Origin of the sequence: Acinetobacter sp. IRS14 (assembly GCF_034650275.1) — a bacterium.
Lineage (GTDB): Bacteria > Pseudomonadota > Gammaproteobacteria > Pseudomonadales > Moraxellaceae > Acinetobacter > Acinetobacter oleivorans.
Window position 1 is genome coordinate 446,565 of sequence record NZ_JAOVFN010000001.1, and the last position, 20,600, is coordinate 467,164.

The window sequence follows — 20,600 nt, forward strand, 5'->3', positions numbered from 1 at the left end:
GGTGCCAAGAAATGATGAATGTGCAAAGCCAACTCCTTATATATGGAGTTCTGCCAAGACATTAGAATTATGGTGGCAGAACGGAAGAGGGTTCGCAGACTGGTTAAGACATCCAGCACACCCGAGGGTGTCCCTCTCCCGTCCTACCGCTACGGGAGGGAACGAGGAGCTTACACACAAAACTATTCCTCAGAAGAAATAATCCTGATGCGGTCTTAATACGGTCTGCGACAACCGACTGGCAATGTAGGCCAGCCCGCAAATGGTAATCTCCAATATTTGAGGTGTCAATGTGAAATTGGCTAGAAATTATTTAAATAGTTATTATTTTTCATTTAATTAGATAATTAAGAAAATTCTTAAGTAATATTTTTAATCTACCCCTATATCATTAAGTTAAAGTTTAAAATTTCAAAAACTTAAGGTCTAGTTCTGCTTAAATTTTGAGCATCTATTTTCTTTTATGAGTCTATATCAACAAATAAAAAATATTCTAGATTATTTAAGCAATTAATAACCACACCCCACCTATTAATGACATAATTTATAAAATTAAAGGACTTTATCAGCACAGCACTAATATTTATAAATATTTCTATCTAAATAATTATTTCAAATAAAATACCTTTTATTTTTAATTATTAATATTTATTACAACACTACCTAATTAAAACCTATAAAAATTTTTAAATTGAAATATTAATACAACTTAATAATAACACTACAAATTTAATCAGACTAAATCACAATATAAATATTAAAAACATCAAATGCTTATAACACAGATCAAACAATAAAGTTATTTTTATTTAGTGCTTTAATTATCAATATTGGTCATATTTTAATTAAAAATTATCTTTCTTTTTAAAAAATAAAAACCTTCCCACATCCAAAAACAATATAGTGAAAAAATCCCAATAAAAAACAATTTGTATCAAAAACGATTTGATTTTGAATAAATGTAATATTAATAAATCAACTCAAATGATATTTTAATAAAGATAAAATATAAGTCTAAGGCATATAAATAAATCATACTTTTAAACACTTTATAACCAATGGTATTTAAAATACCAGACAAAGCATCCAGCGCGATTACTTTTATAAACAATAAAATAAAGCGATTGGATAAAACATAATTTAAGAGGATTTAATCATGTCAACTTCATCCAACACTGTTGTTATTACTGATGATACTGGGCTATTAACCAATATCACATATATTGATGGTTCTGTTGTATATACAGATGGCGAAACCTGTGAACCGCCGCCCTCCATTACTAAAAAAGGAAATGTTTGGACTATCACTTTAGACTGTGACCGTAGCGGCTCTTCTCAGGTTGCTAATAGTTATGTTGAACTATTACAAAAAGGTAGTCACATGTTTGCTGATAGTCAAAGTAGTGGCGACACCCCTAGTAAGCTTAACTTCTACTTTGGCGTTAATTTGCAAACTTCGTCGGCTTCCATTCCCGTATATCTCGCTCAAGGTCACTATGTTGGACATAACAATTGGTGGTTTGGTAGCTTAGCCGTAACTAATATTGGTGGAAATAAACCTGTTCTATTAATCAATGGTACGAACGTCGCTTTAACGGGCGGTAATAGCTCATTCAATTTATCAAATATTTAAAGCTTATGAAGAATACCCCGATTCATCGTTCACTTAAAAATGAGCAGTCTCATTTCGAGGCTGCTTTTTATATATGCCTCATTTGAATATTCAGTATAAAATTGTGTTTAAGCGACTAATCTCCCCAATTAGGCCGTGTTATATACTTAAAGTGATAAGAGCAAAAAATGACGCAAAATAAAGTTGAATTAGCAGAGAAATTGTCAAAAGAATCGCATCAAGGTCAAAAGTATGGTCCTCATGATTACTTTGATTACCATATTAAAGGTGTGGTCAATTCATTAATTGAACACCAATTTTCAGAAGTCTATATTATTACAGCCCTTCTACACGATAGCGTTGAAGACACACCCCTTACCCTAGACAAAATCGAAAGCTTATTTGGAAAAGAAGTCCGTGATGCCGTTGATGCATTAACTAAACGGGAAAGTGAAACACGCGAAGAATATTTAATTCGTTGTAGTTCAAATCCGATCGCTCGAGTTGTGAAACTTCATGATGCAGCCTTTAATGCGCATAACTCGCATAAGGACAATAATCACTCACGTGTAGATTATTACCTACAAACCATGCTAATTGTTTCAACGGCACAAGATAGGTTGGAATGAAAAGACAACGAAATAAATCCGTTGCCTTTTATTTTTAAGATTGTGCAAATGCCCAAATGTCTTTTGATGCAACTGTGTCAGATACAAGTCTAAAACTCATAGGTTCTAAGTCTTCATCTACCACAACATAACCTTTTGAGTTGTTTTTTAGCGCATCACACTTGTTATCGGTCAGTTGATAGTTTGCTGTGTTCGCTAATGCACTTTCAGTAATAACACCTGTAAACACACAATTTGAGTCTTTCGAGACAATTTTGCCTTGTGCATTGACCTCGGCATTTACCGTTGTTCCATCTGGAAAAGATAAATCATAATTGCCGACCAATTGATTCAGCATAATTTTCTGATCATCAATTTTTTCATAATGAGCCAATTCAACGGTCATCGCTTGATTAGACTGATTGCTCTGCCAAGCTTTGGTTTTTGCGTCATAGCTCATCACAATTTTGGCACGATTTTCGTCATCATCTAAAACCAATAATTTAGAACCATCTGCACCAGAATAATATTTACCCGCCATTGGTAACTCTTCATCAGTTTCGGTGCTAATAATATAAGTACCGACATCTAAGCTCGGAGCTAAGGCAGGTTTTTCAGTCGAGACTTGGTCATCATGATCATTGTCATTACAAGCCGCCAAGCCAAGCCCAAGGAGTAAAACCAACAAACAACGTTTCATGGTCTTCTCCCTTACTTGTTAAATAGGTTTTTTAAACGAATTTTGAGCCATTCTTGAGCTGCTGGTCGCTGATCGTAAGCAACTTGCATTGCAGTCACAGCAATTTTGCTTTGCATTACAGCGCTTTCATCAGACATTTGTGCGGCAGTTGGCGCTGATGGTGCCGCATCAATTCCTAAACCAAATTGGTTATTACCTTTATTGTCTTTGGTCACTTGGAATTTCAATTTGTATAAGTCATACGTCCCAATTTTGGAAAAAGCAAAAGGTGTGCTGGTCGTTAAATTTTTAGGAAAATTCACATTTAAGGTAATGCCTTTTGGCAACAATTGGCCCTTACCTGCCTTAGCTTGTAATTCTTTTAATAACATTACGGTTTGTTTTGCCACAATTGCGGAGTTAGGGTTGTTTAAAGTTTTGTCATCTACCGTGTTGGTATCGGCGCTTAAGGCAATAGATGGAATTCCACGTCCTGCCGAAAATTGTACATTGCCAATCGTGCCAGAGTGCACAACGACTTTTCCGACATTTTGTCCTTCATTCGGGCCAGATAACACTAAGTCTGGCGCTTTACCCCAGCGTTTTGGTACAACTACATCGAGTCCATAAACTGTTGCCATGACTGGTGTGCCATGCGTGTAGTTCCAGTCACCATTGGTATAACCCGCTTTGGTAAAGGTTCCCGCAGCAGGTGCACCTATTGGTGCTGCACCATTGTGACAACCATTTTCAGCCGAAATTTGCTTATCATTATCCGCGGTAATCGTTGTTGAGCTGTACATCACAATTGCGCCACCGCGACCACTTTGTGGTGAACACGGTACAGACACAAGCACGCTATGGCCATTTGCTTTTAATTCATCATAGAGTGCTTTGACATTGCTGGTTAGACCGTCATCGTTAACCAATAAAATATTTAACGCAAAAGCTGGAGTTGTACACAAAGACAGAATAAGGCCGCCCAATAAACTTTTTTTCATCACTTAACTACCATGTTCTTAAATTTCGATTTGTATAGTAGTTGCGCTATATGTACGTTTAGTGACTAAGCATTAATAAAAATTAAAATAATTTTCCATTAAAAATTAAATAATTATATTATAAATTATTGCTATATTTTCTTTTATAAACTGATCTTCACCTTCAGTGCTCATATTCAAAATAACAAAACCCACTTTCGCGGGCTTCATTCAAAGTATCAATTCAAGCTTTAAATCAAATACGGCCAACTTCTAAGTATGGAATCAAGTTTTTATCAAAATGTGGTCTTGGGTCGCCCTCATAACTAATAAAACCATGCATACCCGTTAAGCGTTCACCTTTATAAAACTGGTTTAACTGATAGCGCGGGTCTTTATGGGAAAGCGTAAAACTCACCACACCAACGCCCTGCTGTTTTGACTGGTTATAGGCATCTTCAAGCATTTTATGGTGTAAAGCCAAATCTTCGGGATGGCACATAAGCGTATGTAGCACATGGTACTGAATAGAGTCACCTAGTTTAGGCAAACGCATGCCCTTAGTTAGCGGAGTCAACAAGTTATAAACGGGTCTAAAAACTCCAATGACTGAACTGTAATGCAAAATTTTAGTTTGCTTAATACTATGCTGATCCCATAAACCAAACATGCCCACCAGCTTTTCACCTTTAAAATAAAGTGAAAAGTCTGAGAGTTTTATCCCTGAAAAATACTGATGACTTTGGGCCAGTTCTTCAAAGTTATAGGCAGGAATAAAGTTATAAAACTCTGCCATGTCGCCAATAAACTGATTCATGGCTTCCACATGCTGAGCTTCGGCAACACATGTACGGATCTCTTGAATGTCACTCTGCTGAGAAGTCTGCTTTAAAAAAGCCGTGATTTTTCTTTTTGCGCCAGTACTCGTCAGGCTTAGTGTCTCTATAAGCCCTTCGTCATAATAATCAGGCATTCCCGTTTTACCCGTTTGGATGGCAGCGCGTGCGGCATGGTTATCATCAAAAATAATCATTTGGCTATAGTTCGGTTCATGCATGGTCTGTTTTACATGCTTTGCTAGAACCTTCACCAGTGATTTCCCGCGATAGTTATGATCTACCCGTAAGTCACCTGCGTACCGTAAGTTTTGAATGTTCCGATCGACATAACATGGGCGGTAACCATTGCTATAACAAGCGACATTTTTCTGACTTTCGGTGTCTTCAACCACAACATGCAGTTTATGACGATAGACAATGTCAGACGCTTTAAAATAACTCGGTTCGCGCTGAAAGCTAATTTGTATGCCTTTGGTGGTCATCGGTACGGCGATTAAGTCTCGTAAAGCCTGATCATCTGTCAAAGTTGCTTCACGGGTAATCAGGGTATTGTCAGCAAGTGGTGGATTTGTTTTATTCATTATTCACCTGTTGTACGGTCTGAACGGGAACCAAGTTATTTAAACGCCCCATTTGGTCGAGTAACTGATAGACAAACACCACTTCGTCTTGGTCATTCACAGTTTTCTGAGTTTCTGCATCAAGTAACTTTTGCTCGGTATTGAGCAAATCAAAGGTGGTTTTGGTGCCGACATCAAACTCTTTACGTGTGTAGACAAAGGCAATAGACGCTGCCTCTATAGCATTTGCCAGTGCTTCTTTATTTTGTCGAATGGTTTGAAGCTGTGCATAGGTCGTACGTGTACGCTTATTCAAATCTAGTTCAAGACTTCGGGTTTTTTGGTTAGCCAAATCAATATCGGCCTGTGCTTTTTTGACGTTGGCCCGATTTAAGCCATCGTCATAGAGCGGTACATTCAACTGCACCCCAACCATATAGTTATTACTTTCAGAACCAATATAACTTGCTTCATCTTGCTTTCCGGCACGGCTGGTGAGCATGACCGTTGGCCAGAGTTCCCGTTTAGTTAAAGCATATTGTTTCTCGGCAGCCTGCTTTTCGTATTTGCTACGCATTAAAGCTGGATGATTCTTAGTTTGTGCCAAAATTTCATCTAAGTTAGCCGGAATAACTGGCAGTTGTTTTATCGCGACAAGGTTTTCAGGCGTTACACCCGTTACTTGGTAAAACTGCGCTTCACTTACAGTTAAGTTAGATTGCGCCTGCGTAATATCGGCTTGGCCTTGAGCAACTTGCGCCAAAACTTGGGCTAAGTCTGCACGTGTAATCATCCCTACATCAAAACGGCGTTTCGACTCATATAAAGACCTTTGCAGATTTGCCATGGTCTTTTGTCTGAGTTCTAAAATGGCTTTCTTTTTTAATACGTCGGTATAGAGCATGACAGTATTTAAAATGGTTTCAGATCGTTGATCTGACAAACCTTGATTTTGTGCCGAGAGTTGACTTTCGGCAACATCTATTCCTAAACGGTGTCGTCCAGACGTATAAATCGGATAATCTGCCTGCAATTGCAAACTTCGGCCTTTACGGTTTCCTTCGGTTGGAAACAGGACGTGTGAAGGTGTATCTATTCTTTCATAGTCCAATTGCCCGACTAAATTGACTTTGAGTCCATCACGCTGTTTGGCTTGTTCCAGCATAGCGGTGGACTGGTTCACGCTTAAACGACTGACTTCAAGCTGACTTTCATGTCTTAAACTGGCAGATAAAGCCTCATCTAAAGTCATGGCATGCGTATTCGACATAACCAACACGCCTAGATACAAGGCGTGTCGAAGTGTTAAAAACCGAGTATTAAATGACTTCATCCCTTTCATAGTTGTTCCAAACTATTGAGGGTGACTTTTTTGAGTGGCTCAGGTTTGATATTGCCTTCGATAATGCCATCAAACATGACCAGTTTTTTATAGGCATTCCACCCATTATTGGCTTGGCGGATTTGAGGTTGGTCGAGTTGCCCCAAGTTTCGAGCAAGTTCATAATGGAAGTTTTGACGCAAAATACTGTCGATATATTCATTGCTAATGCTGTGATGAATGTCGCCTTCAAAAAGCACGCAATAAAATGGTTTAACCTGTTGTTGAGTATCAATCGCCAGTAAAGAAATCGCTTTTGACTCGGATTCATTCAACTGAGACAACAACTGTTGAGCTGTTTCAGGCGCGAGTTTTTCACCGACCAGATCGACCCCAAAACGGCGGCCTTGGAACTCAAAACACGGAATTTGCTCTATAAAGCCAGTGACACGTAAGCAATCATCCAGACAATAACGAAGTAAGCCATTACCTGAAGTAATGAGTGGGCTCACCACATCGCCTTGTTTAAGCTGCCACGACGGAATGATTTGCCCTTGTTTCTCACCCTCTAAATATTCAAATTCGTAGAAGTGACTTTGGTAGGCCAGCGGATATTGGTCGTTGTAGGGAATCGTGACGACACCTTCAGTCGCCCATAGCCCTTTGCCTTCAAACTGAACACTGGGTAATTTCTCTTGTAATTTTTCGGCCCAAGCTTTTGAACCTGCGGTATCCCAACTCGACACTAAACTTAACTTTGGCCAGAGCTTTTTAAAGTCGATCTGTTCGCCGTTTGAACTTGCAATTAAGGCTTGAGCACTTTCAGGACTATGCGGTGCAGTGACTTCTTTTAATGAAGCCTGACGGTTACCCCATGAACCACTTTGTAAAACCTCAATCACGTCTTGTTGTAGCAACTCCAAACGTTCAAGCAATTGCAGCGCAAACGTTGGACTCCACACCGAAATCATGGCTAAGTTACGGTTTGCGACCAAATAACAAATGGTGGCAAACAGTGCATCGTCGGCATTGGCTGCAAAGGCGACGTTACTTGGAACGGCTTGAGTAAATTTAGACAAAATTCTCTTACCTACACCGAGTAGTGCACTATCATCATTTAGGTTTTTATCTTTTAAAACTTCACGCTGGCTTTCAGGTAACCATGACACCGACCAATAATGTGTGCCCGAACTGAGCTGTGGACATTTACGGTATAAACTCGCCATCCATGGTGCAATCGCATGGTCAAGCTCATCTAAAAACAACTTGGTGTATGGAATAAACTTAATTTGTTCACTCGAACCACTGGTCGGCTGGAAACGAACTAGTTTACTGCTTGAGAGTGAAAGCTTTTGTTCACGGTAACGTTGAATGTCTTCACGCCATGCGCCATAACGTGTCGCAGGAAATGATTTTACAAACTGATCATAGTTTTGAACTTTTTTATCTTTCGCAAACGTAGAGGTCTGTAAAATTGAATGCAAAATTTGACGTTGTGTCGCTTCTAAAGCGTTAAACTGTTTTTGGAAATTACGGTCAGATGCATCACACCATTTTTTTAAAATTAAATGCGAGCCAAGCGTCAGCCATTCATTAGATTTCATTGGATGGCCTCTCTACGTTTTGTTTTAGACGTTACACAGGCTTCAAATTTTCCTTTACTTGTAGGCTTAGTGATGAGTTTCACTGGGAAACGGGCAATATCTTTCCAGCCTAATCGACCAATACATGGCAGTTCTGTGCCTGCTTTCCATGTCGGATTCAACTGCTCAAAGAAATGAATATTTGGGTTCTTTTCTCTCATTTCGGCAGTAATTGGTGCGACCTCACCTTTTAATGGTTGATAGTCATCTCCAAAATTTAACAGGCCCGCATCTTTGTCATAATATTCGCCAAAGAATTTCTCACAGTAGTGTTCGACGACTTCCGAGAGATGCTGATTTTCATCTTTAATGTTTGGGTAATAAACATAGTAGTTATTGGCGAGTAGCAGGTAGGTCTTATAGCCTTTAGAAATCAGGAGCCAATAGAGTTCGTTAAATGGATATTTCACTCTTAACTTGATCATGAGTTTGAGCATGGTACTTTGTAGACTACGCGTACCCCAAAACTTCTTCAAAATGACCGTATCACCACTAAATAATACGGTGTAGTCCTTACCGTTTAAGTAGAAATGCTGCACCACAACGGTAGAGAAGCCCACAATCTCATTTGTTTGTGAATCAAAAATTAAGATTGCACCACTTTTATTTTGGAAATCATCTACGAAAATAGAAAATCTCGTATTTTCATAATACTGTTCGTAAATGGAATACATCACTTTTAATCGCTCAGTATCGATTTGCTCTTTTTCAAAATATTGACCATAAGTTGTGTTTTTCAGGTTCAATTTTGAAATTAGTTTATACGTTGTATTAATCATAATCCTTTAACCTTCCACCTCTAATTTGCGAGTTCCCCGATCTCATCAACCGATTTTAGAAAACTCATCTCAATGTTCTTTTTCTATGAAGGGATACGTTTTGATATGCCCTATTGTTTTTCATTCTTTGAAAGCTGCTCTTTATTTCTAAATCGCTACATGTTCATTTTCTTCCCCCGATCCATAAAGATGGTTAAAAATGCGGTCACAAACATGATGATTGCGAGCATGCGTAATAAATCGTTAAAACTCGATGTCAGTGCCTGAAAATGAATGTCGCGATAAATCACACTGAGTGCGATTTGCTGTGCATTTGCACCGACTTCCTGATATTGCGCCGTGAGTTGATCTAGTCTTTCTGTAAAAATCCAGTTTTGCGGTGTCATCGACTGATTAATCTGGGTGACATGTAGCGCAGTCAGCCAGTCTAATGATGAGTTAATCAGTGCTAGCCCAACCGCTCCGCCAATATTACGCATCAGGTTATAAATACCGCTGGCATCGGCAACTTTACTGAGTGGCAAAGTGCTCATGGCTAAATGCGACACCACAATCAGGCAGATCATGAGGCCAATACCACGGTAAATTTGCGGCCAGAACATAAAGTCGTAATCACTGTGAATGCTCAAATGTGAATTGAGCCATACACCAAAGCCCGCCAAAATCATTCCGACAAATACGGTTTTTCGGGTATCAAAATTGGGAATCAGCCACGCAAGAAATGGCGCAAAGCAGAACATCACAATGCCTGTCACCATCATGACGTGACCAATTTGGCTACTGTTCATTTCACGGACTTGCCCAAGAAACACGGGAATCATGTAACCCAAGCCATAGAGCGCCATACCAATCACAAAAGTTGTGATAGCACTTAAGGTAAAGTTTTTATTTTTAAATACGGATAAATCGAGCAAAGGTTTAGGCTGGGTAAAACTTCTAGAGAAGAAAATCATGCCGCCCACAACGCAGATCATGAAAGCAATACGAACGCCTGTGTCTGCAAGCCAGTCATGCCGTGCGCCTTCATCAAGGAAATATTCAAGCCCACCCAAAAACATCGCCATACCAACGAGGCTAAACCAGTCCATACTTTTGATGAGTGAATAGTTCGCGCGGTCGATATTTGGACCCGAGTAAATGACCGTAGCAATGATAATGCCCGGAATAATATTAATCAGGAACATCCAGTGCCATGAGAAATTATTGGTTAACCAGCCGCCAATGGTTGGGCCAATGGCAGGCCCTAAAGTACTGATCATTCCAAACATGACCAAAGGCAATGAACGTTTTGCTTCAGGGAAAAGTAAGTACAACGCCGTCATGGAGGTCGGAATCATGCCGCCACCCATAAAACCTTGAATGCCACGAAAAACCAATAAACTTTCTAAGTTCCATGCCAACGCACAAAGTAAAGAACTGACCGTAAAACCAATTGCACAGATGGTGTAATACACCCGTGTTGAAAGCACCCGCGAGACAATACTCGACATTGGAATTGCAATAATCTCGGCAATTAAATAAACCGTTTGCACCCAAGTGACTTCGTAACGACTTGCACTCATTCCAGCTTGAACTTCGTTTAAAGAACTCGCCACAATCTGAATATCAAGAATCGCCATAAAGTTGCCAAAAATCATGGCAGCAAAAATTGCCCATGCCGTTTTTGCGGGAAACATCCACTCGGCGTCAACGTGCTTATTCATTTCTTATTACCTAAAATTTTATTATTAAGTTCTTAGGTCAACGGTGGCACTGACCGACATACCAGGTTTTATCAAATCGATATGCGGGCTTGAATCTATAGCAATACGTACAGGAATACGTTGAACAACTTTGTTAAAGTTTCCTGTGGCATTGTCTGGTGGCATGAGTGAGAAAGTTGCGCCTGATGCTGGTGAAAAACTCTCAATTTTTCCGCTAAAGGTTAGGCTTGGATAGGCATCAAGTTTGAGTTCAACTTTCTGACCAATATGCATTTTTTCAATTTGGGTTTCTTTGAAGTTGGCTTGTACATACAAACTATTTTCAGGAATGATCGCCATTAAACGAGTTTGCGGGGAAACACGTGAGCCTTTTTGAATTGCAAGACTACCGATCTTACCCGAAACAGGACTCACCACTTTTGAGGAAGCCAAATCGACCTGATACAGGTTTAAATTTGCATGAGCACTTTGAATATCTGCTAAAAGCTGTGCTCGACTGGCCTGTAAACTGCCTAACTGAGCTTCTGCTGCATTTACGGCGGCTTGTGCTTTACTGAGCTGTGCTTGAGCGGTTAAATATTGAGACTGAACACCCTCAAAGTTTTGTCGGGTAATCACGCCATCTTTTAATAAGTCTTGATAACGCTCGAACTCTTTTCTTAAGCGAGTTAAATCGGCTTGTGCTGCCACTACACCACTATTTGCTTCGGTAATTGACGACTTAGCAGACTTTTCATTTTGTTGTTGTACACCAAGCGCAGCTTCTTTTAAGCTGACGACAGAACTCGCCTGATCATAACGAGCTTGGTAATCGCGGTGGTCTAATACCGCCAAAGTTTCCCCTTTCTTTACAAACTGATTATCGTTAATTAATAACTCAATCACTTCGCCTGAAATCTTTGGCATGACCCAAGTCACATCGGCTTGCACATAAGCATTATCAGTAGATTGATAAAATCGGTATACAAAAAAATAATATATAATGCCTGCGACTAAAAATAACAGCAGGACACTAAAAACACCCCAAGTTATTTTCTTTCGACTTTGGAAATTAGTGTCAGTTTCTAGCTGAGCTACGTTATCCATATTCATTCCGTTTATTTGTAATATTCGATTTTTTATTTACACCAATAAACTATTAGCGTCTTTTTTACGTAACTTTTCACTTGGTTTATTCAATGAATCGTGACAGCGTAAAATTTGGTGCAAATTATGGTTCTTAAATCTATTAAATATCATTGACCGTTTTGACATATATTTTTTCTATTTATGCCAATACACGGCATACTATAAAAAATATGTTTAAAAATTATGTAATTTTATATTTTCTAAAAAATTTAATTATAAAAACTTTCTTTAAAAATTAATTTAAACAAATAAAATCAGCAACTTGTAAATATAATTATTTATGTAAAAGTGATTAATTGGTAGAAAAATTTATTGCATTAATATTAAAAACTAGCGTTTACTTTGTATGACTTATGTTGATTTAATTAAAGCAATATGTAATTAAAAGAAATTATTCGAGAATTTTTATAATATTGATAGAAGCATAAAATATAAATATGCATATTTATCGACCATAGTAAAGCACAGCTTATTAAATATGTATTTTCAATATATTTATAATTAATCATATTAAGTGGAATACCATAAAAAATTTTCAGACCAAATCCAAATTATTTTTAAGAAACCAATCAATATTCAAAAACAAAATTAATCTAAAAAAGAGTTACTTTTAACTCTTTTTTATTTAAAAAATAGAGAATTATCGGTTTATTTTTTTACTTATTTAAAACCTTAAATATTTCTTCTAAAGTCACCCCAATCGCAAGTATTTCACTATCATGATGAGGTAAACCATCAATTTCTAATCCAACTGGTAGTTTCGATTTCGCTCCCTTTCCAATGGGTAAACTCAACCCTGGTAATCCGATATTACTGCCGGGGTCCGTATTTCGAATTAGTGTCTGGAAATTTTCAATTGAATTGGATTGTTCATTTGCGAGTGGTGCAACAATCGGTGATGTCGGAAGTAATAAAGCATTTAAGTTATGCGCTTTAAATGTGTTTTGGTAGAGTTCAAGCAATTGTGGCCGAGCTTCACTGATGGCTTTTTCATACAAAGGTAAAACGGGAACAAGTTGACCAGCCTGATCTTGAATTAATTGGGGAAGAATATTCTGTTTAAAAATGGCCTGTACATCTGGGCTTGAGATTTGATCAACTACATTCTCAATAGTCAAATTGACATGATGATGTTTTAAATATTGAATAAGGTCATATTTGCCTTCATAGACGACTACTGGAAATGAAATCGCATGATTGAGCTGTTCTAAATTTGGCATATCGACATTAATAATTTCGACTCCTGCCTCTTTTAAAAGCTCAAGCGCAATATGAGCCTGCTCACGAACATCTTCATCTAAATGATTCCAAAAATATGGATTGATGCCGAGCCTAATTTGATGAGGCTGCAATGGTTCTTTTTTTGGCTCTTGAGTAATAAGCTGATCAATTAAAATAATGTCAGATACTGTGTGTGCAATAGGACCAGCCGTATCCCGCGTATGTGAAATTGGGGTAATACTGTCTTGTGAGTATCTTCCTACCGTTGGACGAAAGCCGACACAACCGTTTAAGGCACTTGGCAAACGAATAGAAGCACCCGTATCTGTACCAATCGTAATCGGAACCATTCCAGCGGCAACAGCCACAGCGCTGCCTGAAGAAGACCCGCCAGCAATGTGCAATGGATTGACGGCATTTCGTGTACCCACGATACCTTCAATGTGCATGGCAGTATTATAACCGGTTACCCCAAAGGCCAATTCATGCATATTGGTTTTACCAACAATGATCGCGCCGTGGTCAATGAGCTTTTGAATAATCGGTGCGGAGCTTTTAGGCTTAAAATCAGCTAAAGCTGGTGTACCTGCACTATTTGAGAAACTAGCAACATGAATATTATCTTTAACCGCAATTAAAATGCCCATTAAAGCTGGACATGGTTTTCCACTAAGTAGATATTCATCCCAATATTGAGCTTGTTGAATTGCTGAAGCTTTATCTGTGCTAATAAATGCATTTAAAGACTCTTGTTTTTCAATAGCGGCAAAGTAGTGATGCACGAGTTCTTCACAAGATACTTTTCTTTCATGAATCAGTTTAGTGATGGCATCTACTGGAGCATTTGCTAAACCCTGTAACTCAATCCAATTATTTTTTTCAACTGCATTTGACATGGTGACTTAAAATCCATTTAAGTTGTGATCTTAAGAACTTAGTACAAATTGCTCGATAATTCGTATCCTCAAAATTGAGGATTGCTTTGTTTTAATGTTGAATGAGTAAAGTCATTTCAGTGCGATTATTACAGCCTATTTTTCTCATAGAGTTGTTCAGATGGGTTCTTAATGTGGTAAAGCTAATATCAAGTAAATTTGCCACCTCTTTATCACTTAAGCCTTTAGAGACTAAATGAACCACTTCTTGTTCACGTGGAGTCAGACCATATTGTGTTGACAAATCTAGTGGTAAGGCTTGGGTAAAATAAGGTTCAAGCAGATTTAAGATTCTTTTTTCACGTTCACCAAACATGTCGGCGTCTTTTGCACGCCAAATACGTAAATCGCCAATATCTATACCATTTCGAACAAAATAAATATTTATACCGTGATACAAACCATAGGTTTTTAAAAACTCATTGTAATAGCCTGTTTTTTTCAGGTCTGCGAGAGGCATAACTTCGTTTACAAATGTTGGTTTCTGGAGTTTATGAAGCTGTGCAGTAATGGGGTCATCAAATTGCCAAATACTCTCATAGTCCTCCATCGCTTTTGGGTCGATTTTCCATATCACACCTTCTCTCGATAAATTATGTGTTGAATCCCAAATATAAGACGCGGCAAAATCAGCCCGTAACAAGATGGCAATATCTGCAATGATATTTTCACGTAAATTATATTGTCCTTTTCCTGAGCCAAGTTTCCATAATATTTCAGAAAACAATATAAACTCAGACGGGCTGAAATCCTTTTCTAAAAGTGCGGTCATCGTCTACCTATTTAACGAAATCCATCGAATTTTAAGAAGATCGGTTAAGTGCTTCCTTTGAACTTAATACCCATCCTATCCTTTTCTATAACATATCTATTTTTTGATTTGGTAGGTAATAGCTATATTTTGTTCGTAAAAATATTAATTTTCTAGTTTTACTATGCCGCTTTTAACTATTGAAATTTATCTTCTAAAATTACTTATCTAATAGGTACCAAAGGCTTCGATCAACTTTTCTCTCTTTTCTTTTTTGCTCCATTAGCTGTTCATATTCTTTTTCTGAAATTACTTTTCTATTAGGTGTAGATTCAATGTATGGTGAATAACCTCTATAATTAGCAAACTTATTTTCTCTGTAATATTGTGATTTATCATAATCAGTCATATTTGACGTTTGGAATAGAACATCTTTATCTCGCTCAGCCCTTCTAAAAAGTTGATTTGTACGATCTATTTTTTGTTGCATTGCTGACTCAAAAAAAACAACACTCTCACCACTTTTAGTATTTTGAGCCTCTTCATCTTTAGCAATTAAAATAGAAGGTTTTTTTTCGAAAAAATCATCAGCACTGTACACTGGACTAATAATTAATAAACTTATAAAAGATAATAATATTCTATTCATAAAATTAATGCACTCATTACAAAATAGTGGAAAAGGCTTATCCATTTTTATAACCTTTGATATTTTCATGAATTATATCAAATAGACCTAGTTTTTAAATGCAAATAACCTGTATATAAAATAAAAAAACGATAATAATCGTTATTTAGCAGGGTTTTCCAAATTTTGCTCTATCTATCTTGGAAGATATCTTTTAGAACCCGTGCTATTAAGGCAATAATGTCCACCTCTAGGCCCAACACAATATGTACCAGAAGTACAATAACAAGAATTATTAGTAGTTTGACTATAGGTTCTTGAAGTATGAGTAGTAGAGGTACTTCTAGTTTTAGTATTGCTATACGTTTTAGGCTCACGTTGTTGAATTGAGTAAATAGATTCCCTGTTATTAAAACTACTTTTAGCGTTTCTAAAAATAATTGGAGGAGTATAACAACCAGAAAAACTACATAAATACTTAGTATCAATCCACTGTTGTGTATGAGAATTTGGATTTATTAATGCCCATTCGTCTTGATATCTGAACACATAAACTTCGCTCCCCCCTTTCAACTTAAAGATTTCATTACCATTAGGTATATCTTTAACTGAAGCAGAATCTACACTAATCCAATTCTTAACTGGATTAAACCGTTCAACTTTTTGCTGTGAATAGTCGATGTTTGGTAAAGCCACACATCCAGTTAAACCTAAAGCAGTAACTAACCCTATTAAATAATTTTTCATTTTATTAACTTCTAAGAAAGAATATTTTCCTAATGAAGTAAACAATAAGCTAGCTTATAAATACAATATATACTTTCAGCTAATTCATATAAATAAACAAGGAATTAAAAAAACCTGTTTCTAAAAGCTGCCCCCCGCAATAAGCCTTTGAATCCAAATTACTTGGATACGGTTCCCGTTATTTGACCTGAGCTGGATTGCTAAGTTTTACAGCTATACATGCTGCGAGTTGATCGTAACTTTCACCTTTGACTGCAAACTGGCTTGCTAAATCAGGATGTTGTGAGAGTTTTTGTGCGAAGGTATGAATCTGTTTGTCACTCAAATGGTGCAGTGCGCTTTTTAAAAACTAAAACCCACTCATTGAGTGGGCTTTTTATTACTAACCGTTTTGCCTGAGGTGGTCTTGGAACTCTTGGTCGTGTATTTTGTCGTAATTAACAGGGTCGTAAACGCATCCAGTTAAAACAACAATTACAGCAAGTACAGCAACCAACTTTTTCATTGAGACAGCTTTCCTTTTAACGCAAAAGATTCGCTTTAAGTATACTCCTCGGTAGTCATCTTGATTGAACATAATTAAGCCAAACAATTGTTATTTTTAAATTATTGCCGTGCTTTAGCATGTGAATTAGTTTTTTAACAAAATCAAATCAAGGAAGTTATACAAAACTTAAGCCTCAGTCGCTAAATACCAATTTTTCCAAGAACTGGTTCCTCTGGTTTCAATTGGTACAGTTGGAATGAGTTTTTCTTTTAATATTTCAGTTTGTTCAAGGGCTTTAGCAAGCCTTGCTTTGACTGAATGAATGCATTCACGGTCACCAAATTCACAGCGGTCTAAAGTTGTACCGCCACAAGGCCCGTTGGCTAAACCTTTTGGACACGTTTCAGGACAAATATATAAAGTATCGCTTAGGCGACACTGACCACAGCTTTCGCAGCCCACTAGGCTATGTTTACTCAGCACTTCTGTTTTAAGTAAGAGTTTGGCGATCAAAGCATTTTCCCAAAAGGACGCTTTAAAAATAAACCGTCCAACACCTTTAGCAATTTTTGATCCAAACATTGCTTCATGCATAACATGCAGTTGGCGATATTTAATTAATTGTTTAGAGGTTGGTTGACGTGAAAAACGAGTAATTTCAGGCGAAAACTCTTTGCCTGACGTGACCTGCCAAAGTGAATTCCAAAGCTCGTCTAAGGCTTTAAGCTCCAAATGTCGGTATTGCTCGATGTAGCTTTCAAGCAGCATTTGCTCTTCGGGCTTATGACAAGCAGATAAGTGAATTCCTGCAAACCCTAAATGTTTACATATTAAAATCTGTAAAGCACAGCGCAAATAAACTCGGTCTGTATGGCCTGCCTGTTTTTCATCTGCCAAAACTTTTAGCATATGCGGAGTAATTACAATACCAGCGACTTTATGCTTCACCATAAAATTGGCACGGCCCAAAGTCAGTGGCATGACACAAGCCAGTATTTGCTGCGAATAAGCATGCTGCGTTAAAAATGATTTGGCTTGTTTTAAGGCTTCGATGTCATAGCCCAATTGGGTAATGATAAAGTCGGCACCTGCTTTAATCTTCTTATGCAGTTTTAAATACTGTGCATCACGCTCAGCTTCAACATATTTAAATGGGTTAAAAGCAACCCCAATACGAAACCCGCCGTGTTGCTTGGCAGCCATTACGGCGTTTACCGACTCTAGGTATCGGCTACGAGGTTGTCCATCTCGACCATTATGATGTTCTTTGAGTTTATCGCCTGTAAGCAATAACAAGTTTTGAATATTGGCTGCTTGAGCTTGTTCTAAAAATCGCTCGAAGTCTTGTATGTCTCGGGCCTTACCTGAAAAGTGTAAGACTTTATCGATTGAGTCAGGGTAACTTTTGCTGGCTTCAAGCGGCGCAATATCATGATCTGAATGTACGCGATCTGCCAATGTCATTGCAGCCGGATATCCTGCAAACTCATGTTTCACAGGATAAATTTCATGCAGTGAAGTGAGATATTCCACCAACACAAAAAACTGGTTTTGCTGGAAGCAGGGAGAAACGTGTGACATAGGCAAAGTGCTGATCAAAACATGACATCAATCATAAGCGCGGCATTATAAATCAAAGTGCATCAAGATGCGCTAGTCAGAAAGCTCATTGTTTTGCTTATCTTCACCCTCTTTATTTCTAGGTAATTCGAGTGAGCGAGGAAATATAAAATCGAAAGAATCGAGTGCATAACGGTAGAGCTGAGCTGGTCGTTTCCCCACAATTTTACTGTGATTGGTTTCTTCAACTGCACCTCCTTCTATCATACGGCGTCTAAACGCTTTTTTATCTAAAGATTGCCCAAGAATAATTTCATAAATGGTTTGTAGCTCGGTCAGCGTAAATAACTCGGGCATGAGACTAGCTGGTAATGCGGTATAGCGGGTTTTATTGGTGAGACGCTCTAATGCCAAGTTAAGCAACTCATTATGATCAAACGCTAATGCGAAATCTTGTGCTTTTGCTACAGGCACCCATTCGCTGTATTCAGCTAATGCTTGTTGTTGATAGGCATTAAAATCAATTAAAGCAAAATACAAAATGGTCACGGCCCAGCCACGCGGGTCACGTTTAGCATTACCGACAGAAGCAACTTGTTCCAAGTAAGGTGAAGCGATCCCCGTTTTTTCGACCAGCTTACGATAGGCTGTGGCCATTAAGTCTTGATCATGAGTTAAATCGGCAAAACCACCCGGTAAAGCCCATTGGTCTTTGGCTGGAAAGTTGGGGCGCTTAATGAGTAATACCTGCAACTGACCATTAAAAACCGAGAAAATAGCCATATCGACCGTGAGTAAAGGTGCGTCATAATCTCGGCGATCATAACTGGCAAGGAATTCTTCTTCAGTTTGAATAGTCACGTTCAGCCTCTCAATAAAAATGATGAGCCGATACTCATGCAACGGCTCATCTAAACTCAGTTATGCGATGGATAAACGCTCACGAATTTGATCCAAAGTACACTCATATTGAAGTTTACCATTTTCAAAGACGGTTTTTAGTGCTCCGCCTTGTTCTTGTTCGGCTGTTTGCTCATCAAACAAGGTAAAACCATTTTCACTTTCTTCGATGCGTAAAAGACCTTTCGCAGATTTTTTTACACCTGAGTCAGTAATCGGGTCTTTAAACAGCTCTCGGCCTACTCCATTTACCTGTCCCCAAGTCGCTTTCACAGCAAATCCAAAAGTATCGCGAGTTAAGTAGTTATAGGTAAAGCTGCCTATACCAAACACCAAGTTGTTTGAAGCAAAACCTTTGGCTTCTAACCCTTCTAAAATACGCTGAGCACGGTCTAGGGTAATTGAGTCACCGTAAATTAAACCGACACGCTCATTCAGTACTTTATAGCCTTGGTCAGTTGTTGTACCGCCAAACACGTCCCATAAACATTCAACCGCACCTTTGTAGGCTGGGCTGCCAATTTCTGCGTCTGGATCACCACAAATAATTTTAACTGGGTCACCAGAGTCTGGACGGAAAACCAATTTAGCTAAGCCTAAAGCATTGGGTTGTCTTGCCAAAATTTCAGGTTTTAAAGCCACCGTAAACTCGGTAATCACTCGCCAAAAGTCCCAAGTATCAGACACGACACTAACAACACCAGACGGATAAAGCTCGCAGATTAAACGCTTAAATGTGTCTAGCTCACTGTTTTCTGTACCCATACACATCACACTATGTTCGGTTGCTGGTACAGATACCCCAATGACACCTGAGGCATTGTAATATTCTTCTGCGTAGTCGATTGAAGCAACTGAGTCTGTTCCAATAAAACTGGTTAAGTGGCCTACCCCTGATTGCGCCGCATCATAAATGCCACTCATACCGCGGCTACTAAAATCGTGTCCTTGCACAGGTACAAAATCAAGTGGTGCACCAGTTTTTACGGCATATTGAGTTAATAAGCGTTTGTACTCGTAAGCAATAGTGGCGGTAGTACAGCTTTTCCAAAGCTCAGCACTTAACACGGTTTCGATATAGTTCGTTAACCAAAAGAAACGCGGGTCTGTATTAATTACGGTAAGCACGGGTACACGCATATTGACACGGCTGCCTTCTGGCAAAGCTTTAATGCGTAATGGTAAATAGCCCAAGTCGTGTAATGCTTCAATGTGATCAACAGGTACAGCACCTTCACCTAATGAACTATCCATACGGCGTTTATAAGCAGCCACCACTTTATCTTTAGGTTGCTTGAAAAACCCTTCATTCCATGTATCAATTAAAAAGTGTTTAATAAAACCCTGAAGCCCAAAGAACACAACTTTATCGTCAAAGTCAGGCAACATTTTAGCAAGTCGAGATGAACGCGGCGTAAAGTTGGCGTATACATACTCTGTGCCTTCTGGATACTGACGTCTGTGATCAGCTTTATAAAAATCGATAGCGTTTAATGGATTAAGTTTAATAGTCATCTTT

Annotated in this window: 18 protein-coding genes and 1 pseudogene; 2 read left to right on the forward strand and 17 right to left on the reverse strand. The window is 38.3% G+C overall.

What is annotated here, in order from left to right; genetic code table 11:
- Nucleotides 1–1,156 precede the first annotated feature (1,156 nt).
- Together ODQ17_RS02060 and ODQ17_RS02065 are read left to right on the forward strand one after the other, a co-directional pair.
- Nucleotides 1,157–1,633, forward strand: a complete 477-nt coding sequence (locus ODQ17_RS02060; RefSeq protein WP_322901418.1) for a hypothetical protein — start codon at nt 1,157–1,159, stop codon at nt 1,631–1,633.
- Between the two features lie 167 nt (nt 1,634–1,800).
- Nucleotides 1,801–2,241 (forward strand): HD domain-containing protein, encoded by a 441-nt coding sequence (locus ODQ17_RS02065; RefSeq protein WP_322901421.1) that lies wholly within the window; start codon nt 1,801–1,803, stop codon nt 2,239–2,241.
- A gap of 34 nt (nt 2,242–2,275) precedes the next feature.
- Here the strand turns inward: ODQ17_RS02065 and ODQ17_RS02070 are convergent, their stop codons facing one another.
- From ODQ17_RS02070 to ODQ17_RS02150, 17 genes and pseudogenes are all read right to left on the reverse strand, one after another.
- Nucleotides 2,276–2,920: a hypothetical protein gene (locus ODQ17_RS02070; RefSeq protein ID WP_322901422.1), complete on the reverse strand. Its 645-nt coding sequence runs from the start codon at nt 2,918–2,920 to the stop codon at nt 2,276–2,278.
- An 11-nt stretch (nt 2,921–2,931) separates the two neighbouring features.
- On the reverse strand, nt 2,932–3,903 hold the full coding sequence (gene surE, locus ODQ17_RS02075; protein WP_322901424.1) for a 5'/3'-nucleotidase SurE: 972 nt from the start codon (nt 3,901–3,903) through the stop codon (nt 2,932–2,934).
- 232 nt (nt 3,904–4,135) lie between these two features.
- Nucleotides 4,136–5,299: a hypothetical protein gene (locus ODQ17_RS02080; RefSeq protein ID WP_322901425.1), complete on the reverse strand. Its 1,164-nt coding sequence runs from the start codon at nt 5,297–5,299 to the stop codon at nt 4,136–4,138.
- The gene (locus ODQ17_RS02085; protein WP_322901427.1) at nt 5,292–6,620 is read right to left on the reverse strand and encodes a TolC family protein; all 1,329 of its coding nucleotides are present in this window, start codon (nt 6,618–6,620) and stop codon (nt 5,292–5,294) included. The genes ODQ17_RS02080 and ODQ17_RS02085 overlap by 8 nt, the downstream gene beginning before the upstream one ends.
- Nucleotides 6,617–8,203: a GH3 family domain-containing protein gene (locus tag ODQ17_RS02090; protein WP_322901429.1), complete on the reverse strand. Its 1,587-nt coding sequence runs from the start codon at nt 8,201–8,203 to the stop codon at nt 6,617–6,619. Before ODQ17_RS02090 ends, ODQ17_RS02085 begins: the two co-directional genes overlap by 4 nt.
- On the reverse strand, nt 8,200–8,988 hold the full coding sequence (locus ODQ17_RS02095) for a hypothetical protein (protein WP_171065166.1): 789 nt from the start codon (nt 8,986–8,988) through the stop codon (nt 8,200–8,202). Before ODQ17_RS02095 ends, ODQ17_RS02090 begins: the two co-directional genes overlap by 4 nt.
- A 188-nt stretch (nt 8,989–9,176) precedes the next feature.
- Nucleotides 9,177–10,724: a DHA2 family efflux MFS transporter permease subunit gene (locus ODQ17_RS02100; protein ID WP_322901431.1), complete on the reverse strand. Its 1,548-nt coding sequence runs from the start codon at nt 10,722–10,724 to the stop codon at nt 9,177–9,179.
- A gap of 24 nt (nt 10,725–10,748) precedes the next feature.
- Nucleotides 10,749–11,810, reverse strand: a complete 1,062-nt coding sequence (locus tag ODQ17_RS02105) for an HlyD family secretion protein (RefSeq protein WP_322901433.1) — start codon at nt 11,808–11,810, stop codon at nt 10,749–10,751.
- A 698-nt stretch (nt 11,811–12,508) separates the two neighbouring features.
- Nucleotides 12,509–13,969: an indoleacetamide hydrolase gene (gene iaaH / locus ODQ17_RS02110; RefSeq protein WP_322901435.1), complete on the reverse strand. Its 1,461-nt coding sequence runs from the start codon at nt 13,967–13,969 to the stop codon at nt 12,509–12,511.
- A 91-nt stretch (nt 13,970–14,060) separates the two neighbouring features.
- Nucleotides 14,061–14,780 (reverse strand): response regulator transcription factor, encoded by a 720-nt coding sequence (locus tag ODQ17_RS02115; protein ID WP_322901437.1) that lies wholly within the window; start codon nt 14,778–14,780, stop codon nt 14,061–14,063.
- Nucleotides 14,781–14,979: 199 nt separating this feature from the next.
- Nucleotides 14,980–15,408: a hypothetical protein gene (locus tag ODQ17_RS02120; protein ID WP_035331565.1), complete on the reverse strand. Its 429-nt coding sequence runs from the start codon at nt 15,406–15,408 to the stop codon at nt 14,980–14,982.
- Between the two features lie 174 nt (nt 15,409–15,582).
- Nucleotides 15,583–16,134 (reverse strand): hypothetical protein, encoded by a 552-nt coding sequence (locus tag ODQ17_RS02125; RefSeq protein ID WP_322901439.1) that lies wholly within the window; start codon nt 16,132–16,134, stop codon nt 15,583–15,585.
- A 178-nt stretch (nt 16,135–16,312) separates the two neighbouring features.
- A pseudogene (locus ODQ17_RS02130) lies at nt 16,313–16,474 on the reverse strand (helix-turn-helix domain-containing protein); the annotation flags it as partial.
- A 42-nt stretch (nt 16,475–16,516) separates the two neighbouring features.
- A complete protein-coding gene (locus tag ODQ17_RS02135; protein ID WP_013197824.1) occupies nt 16,517–16,639 on the reverse strand; it encodes a hypothetical protein in 123 nt (40 codons plus the stop codon).
- 168 nt (nt 16,640–16,807) lie between these two features.
- Nucleotides 16,808–18,202 (reverse strand): methylenetetrahydrofolate reductase C-terminal domain-containing protein, encoded by a 1,395-nt coding sequence (locus tag ODQ17_RS02140; protein WP_322901441.1) that lies wholly within the window; start codon nt 18,200–18,202, stop codon nt 16,808–16,810.
- A 72-nt stretch (nt 18,203–18,274) separates the two neighbouring features.
- A complete protein-coding gene (ntrR, locus tag ODQ17_RS02145; protein WP_322901443.1) occupies nt 18,275–19,042 on the reverse strand; it encodes an ADPR responsive transcriptional repressor NtrR in 768 nt (255 codons plus the stop codon).
- A gap of 60 nt (nt 19,043–19,102) precedes the next feature.
- Entirely contained in the window at nt 19,103–20,596 is a 1,494-nt protein-coding gene (locus ODQ17_RS02150; RefSeq protein ID WP_322901446.1) for a nicotinate phosphoribosyltransferase, read from the reverse strand.
- Between the last annotated feature and the right edge of the window lie 4 nt (nt 20,597–20,600).